The following is a 4,919-nucleotide window of genomic DNA, read 5'->3' as shown; positions in this document are numbered from 1 at the left end:
TAGCTACTGCTAACTCTTCACTCGAACCTGGGTTAACAACTAAACCATCAACACCATCTGTCAAAATTTCGCCAATGGCATCAACATTCGATCCTACTATAGCTCGACTAGCTAACATTGCCTCTAACATAGCATTAGGGCAACCATCATTCAGGGAAGGAATCATAAAAATATCCATGTAAGGTAAATATGTCATCGCCTCCCCACGACTCAACATTCCTGTAACAATGATGCGGTTAGTAATGCCACTATTCTTAAGTTCTTCTTGCCAATATTCTTGTTCCCTCGCGACAAAATCACCTACTAATAATAATGTTAATTCAATATTTTCTTTAGTTAGTTGAGCACAAGCATCTAGCAGATATTCTAATCCTTTTTTATCCCGGAATCTGCCTACCGAACCAATAACCATTCCTCGTAAATTTTTTACCAGTTCTGGAGTGGCAAAATTATCAAAATCTACTGGTTGAATGGAATTCCAAAAAACTGAGGATTTTTTCTCTATGTTAGATACCAAAACTTTAGCACGTTTGAATAAATCCCCACTCACAAAAGTTAACCAAGATGCCTTCTCTAAAGTCCAAGATAATTGAGCGTGTTGTTGGGGGTCAAAAATATGTTTGTGGAGGTCGCTACCACGAATACTATTAATTATAGGCAAGTTATTTTCTAAAGCTAATAATGTTGTTAAAAACCCAGTTTCTTTAATAAAAAAGGAATGAAGTAAATCAAAATTAAACTCTTGATAGAGGCGTTGGAGTTGAAAGTATATTTCACTCCGATAATCCATAATCATTACACTAGGTGTATAAGGTTCTGTTGTCCGAATTGCTGCCTTTAAACGATGTACTAAAATGCCATCTTTTTCCATTGTTTGACGATGAGCGCGTTGGATAGTTTTCCTTTTTTTATTGAAATGAAAAACAGCTACATGAACTTCATAATCCAACTCTAATAACATTCGAGCAATTCGGTAAACTGACTCACCTACTCCACCAACATCAGGTGGAAATTCTAAAGTAGTTAAACAGACTTTCTTTTTCATAATTTTTGATTAAGAGATTGAATGTATCAGGAAATATAAAAAGCATATAGGGAAGAGGGAATAGGAAATAGGGAATAGGGAAGAGTAAATAAATAAAGACAACTATTTGTCATTGATAAATCTAGGAATGTATTTACCGAACACCTCTGTATCTATCAGATTTCAATCCCTTCAAGTATTAACGCTTTTAGACTTTAGTCACTACGCATCTCTGTTAATACTTATTTTACAAACAGTCTCTAAAGTAAGGAAGATGTCATTTCAGTTATCAGTTAGCCTCCTGTCGGAGGAACTGCGTTAACAGTATCTGTGGCTGTTTGCGCAGCATTCCGTAGGAAACCCAAAGGCTTGAAATAATCAAGTTTATTCTTTTCATCCTCTTAAAAGGGGAAGATTTAGACCTCATTTTTTGGTAAGAAGGAAAAAGGAATAAATATTAGGGACTTCCAAATAAAAAATTATCCCATTAGCTATGAAAATAAGGGAGTAGGGAGTAGGGAGTAGGGAGTAGGAAGTAGGGAAGAAATTGAAAAAGTAAGGGAGTAGGGAGTAACCAGTCAGGGTATAGTACAAAAATTGGGATAATTTATTTTCTGCTATTCCCTTAGACCTCTTGTAAAAGTAAAAATTCAATCTTTATTGGGTAAATTTTTCCTCAAAATATATTTTTTTGTTCCCGATTTTACCTTCCCTAGACTGACTTATGCAAGAAGTCTAAATAAACTAACTCTGTAAGCATTCAGCCGTCAGCCATCAGCTATCAGCTATTGCTTTTAGTTGACGATAAAAGCTTTATTAATTCTCTTACTACAAAAGTTGGCTCCCTTTCTCTTAAAGTCTATATTAATTTAAACATTATCCTATATGAGAGAGTCTTGTTGCTGATAGCTGACAGCTAATAGCTGAATGCTTACCTAACTCTGGAGAAAAAATTTTTCTGCCAAAAGGATATAACTCAATTATTAGGATATCAGGTTGTAATACCATTTCAAGAAAATAATCTTATACCGTTTCACAGAAATTAAAAGTCAGTAGGAGTGATTCGCGAATCACCCCTAAAAAAGTCATGCATTAAGATTTTATAGGCTCAAAACTTTGACCCTACAGTAATTCCAGGAAATTATTTCACATTTAATTCGTGACATCTTTAAAGTAAATTGGTATTACGAATAATAAGGGCGATAAAAAGGTTTGATCGGAAAATTAAGGTATAAAGCCTCTCCATTCATGGAGAAAAAAGCGGTTGAAGGATGGCGAGGTCTCCGTTCCCTCCGGGACGCTACGCGAACGCTTGCCTCCAATCAACCAAGAGAAGAAAAAAATTCCTTGAGCGCCAATCCTCAATGTTATAAGAAGAGGTAATTATTAATTATTAATTATTAATTATTAATTATTGAAAGGAGATATCCCTTTGAGCAAAAAAGAAGGTCTCAAGCTTCCCCTTTCAAGGGGATGAAAACAATTAACTTCAGTATTTCAATGTAAGCATTCAGCTATTAGCACTCAGCTTTTAGCTGTTTCATAGATAATGAATATACACTCTCCCTCGTCAAGGTCAGTTTTTTTCCAATACTTTTAATTCTCCTTAAATCTATCAATACTAATTCCTGCTCAAAAAGCAATAAATTAATAGCTGATAGCTGTTAACGTAGTTCAGACCTAGGAGGCTAACTGAGTGCTGAATGCTTACATTTCAATCCCGATGCTTTCCTAGGTCATGCTGCGCAAACAGCCAGAGGTACTGATAACTGATAACTGAAATGACTAATACCAAATTGTTTAATTTTTGTTGTAATTTATTTGAATTATAAATGTTTAACAAAATTCCAGATAAACTATCAGAATAAAAGCTATTTTTGAGCTGTAACTAACGGTTGTGCATCCGGATAATTATAAGCAACATAACTATAATCAGCAGATGTTTCTCCATAGAATAACTTATAAATAAAGTCAACAATTCGAGGTAGTGCATCTAAATCTAAATTAAAAAAATTAGGTTGATTTTTAGCGGCATTATTTAGTTTATCTACAACTGCTGCCATCAAATTTTTTGGATTTAATAAGTCTGGATGAATTGCCTTAAGTAAACCTACTTTCTCCAGAGATTCAGCACGAATTAACTGCTCTTTAACTGGCTGAGTTCTTGGTACAATAACTGCTGGTTTTTCAAAAGAAAAAATTTCACAAACCGTATTATATCCACCCATAGCAACAATCGTATCAGCAGCATTCATATAGCTTGTTAATTCATCAGTAAACTCAATAATTTTCAGACGAGAATATTGTTTTGCTTTTCGATGGAGTGCTTGTTGCTTTTCCTGTGGCATTTCTGGACCACAAATAATTAAACTCCTAATTTTACGTTGTTTTGGTAAATGACCTAATCCTGAAATATACTTGTCAATTAAATCATAACCATCGGCACCACCCCCTGGAGTTACTAATACAAATTGTTGGTCAGGATTAAGACTTAATTCTTTTCGTATTTCGTAGCTATTTTTTCCCTCTGCTCTGCGACGAATATAACCACAATGTTTGACTTTTCCTGAAATTGCAGCAGGGAATTTATATTCTTTAGTAATATCAAATATTTCCTGCATACCAACTACCCAAACTTGCTCATAAAAGATTTCAATTCCTTCATAATATCTCTTGGTTTTCCATTCTGCGATTGTTTTTTCAGGAGAGTCAAGTATATCTCTGAGTAATAGTACAACTTTTGGAGAGTAATCAGAATTTTTGATTTCCTTTAGGGTATCTTTCAATTCTTCTTGCAACCCATAAGGTTTTTTATCTACTAAAATAACATCTGGTTTAAAATTTATTGTCGTTATCTTAATTAACTCAGAACGCAGTTTGAGCATTTCTTCTTTTTCTATTTCCAGATATTTAACTGCAAGTTCACCAAATTCATTCCTAGCAATACATGGAAGTTTAATATAATCAAGTCCTTTTGGCATCCGAAAACTATGCACCACTGGCGAACTACATATAAGCAATATTGATAGTTTAGGAATTTCCTCTAGTAAATATCGGCAAATTGTTAGCATTCTGCGTAAGTTTCCCAGACCATAAGTATCATGAGAGTAAACCATTATTTTCATCGTAAAAATTCGGGTAGTTGAAAACCAGCCAGTTTTAACGGCTGGATGAAAACAATAAGAGCAGGTTTTAACCCGTAGTTAGCTTAACATTCCTAAAAAATTTCACTATAATATACAGCGAAAATTAATTATGTATCTTACCCAAAAGAACAAAATTAGAAACCTGTCTAGTCAGGAGTTTATAGCCTTGAGGCAATTGTGCAGATTGACTAAGAATATGTACAACGTAGGGCTTTACTCTGTGCGACAATTCTATTTTGCTGAGGGCGAATATCTAAGATACGAGTCAAATTACCATTACTGCAAAGATAACGAAAATTACCAACTACTTCAAACCGATATTGCACAGCAAACCTTGAAGGTTGTAGATAAGTCTTTTAAGTCATTTTTCAACTTAATTCAAAAGAAATGGGAAGGTCTATATCGTTTTGAACAAATACGAATACCTAAATACCTCAATAAACCAGGGTATTTTCCTTTAATAATACCTCGAATTAAAGTCAAAAATGGGTATTTTAATATCCCAATATCTCTCAAATTTAAGACTAAGTATGGTACAGTAAAAATTCCCTTCCCGGAAAGATTAGTAGGTAAAAACCTGAAAGAAGTGAGGATAATTCCTCGCTTTAATGCCAGTTTTTTTGAAGTAGAATTTATTACAGAAGAGGAACCACAGCTAGTAGTAAAATCTGATAATGCACGCTTCTATAGACCTTGGTTTAGACAATAAGTGCAACTTGTGTATCAAATACTGGGTCATCATTGATTTA

3 protein-coding genes are annotated in these 4,919 nt (G+C 34.1%); 1 reads left to right on the top strand and 2 read right to left on the bottom strand.

The genetic code is table 11. The annotated features are described in order from the left end of the window. Together F6K22_RS31760 and F6K22_RS31755 are read right to left on the bottom strand one after the other, a co-directional pair. The coding region (locus F6K22_RS31760; protein WP_293107475.1) for a glycosyltransferase at positions 1–1,045 on the bottom strand (1,045 nt) is incomplete at its 3' end. 1,850 nt (positions 1,046–2,895) lie between these two features. Beyond that, positions 2,896–4,140 (bottom strand): glycosyltransferase family protein, encoded by a 1,245-nt coding sequence (locus F6K22_RS31755; RefSeq protein ID WP_293107473.1) that lies wholly within the window; start codon positions 4,138–4,140, stop codon positions 2,896–2,898. A gap of 250 nt (positions 4,141–4,390) precedes the next feature. Between F6K22_RS31755 and F6K22_RS31750 the strand changes: the two genes are divergently transcribed. Then, positions 4,391–4,879 (top strand): hypothetical protein, encoded by a 489-nt coding sequence (locus F6K22_RS31750; protein ID WP_293107470.1) that lies wholly within the window; start codon positions 4,391–4,393, stop codon positions 4,877–4,879. The last annotated feature ends 40 nt before the right edge of the window (positions 4,880–4,919 follow it).

This window comes from Okeania sp. SIO2F4 (assembly GCF_010672385.1).
GTDB lineage: Bacteria > Cyanobacteriota > Cyanobacteriia > Cyanobacteriales > Microcoleaceae > Trichodesmium.
Note: the sequence above shows the minus strand (reverse complement) of the source record. Positions and strands in the feature narration are given on the sequence as shown.

Excerpts from the sequence above, each read along its gene's own strand:
- F6K22_RS31755 (WP_293107473.1), bottom strand. The coding sequence starts at position 4,140 with ATGGTTTACTCTCATGATACTTATGGTCTGGGAAACTTACGCAGAATG.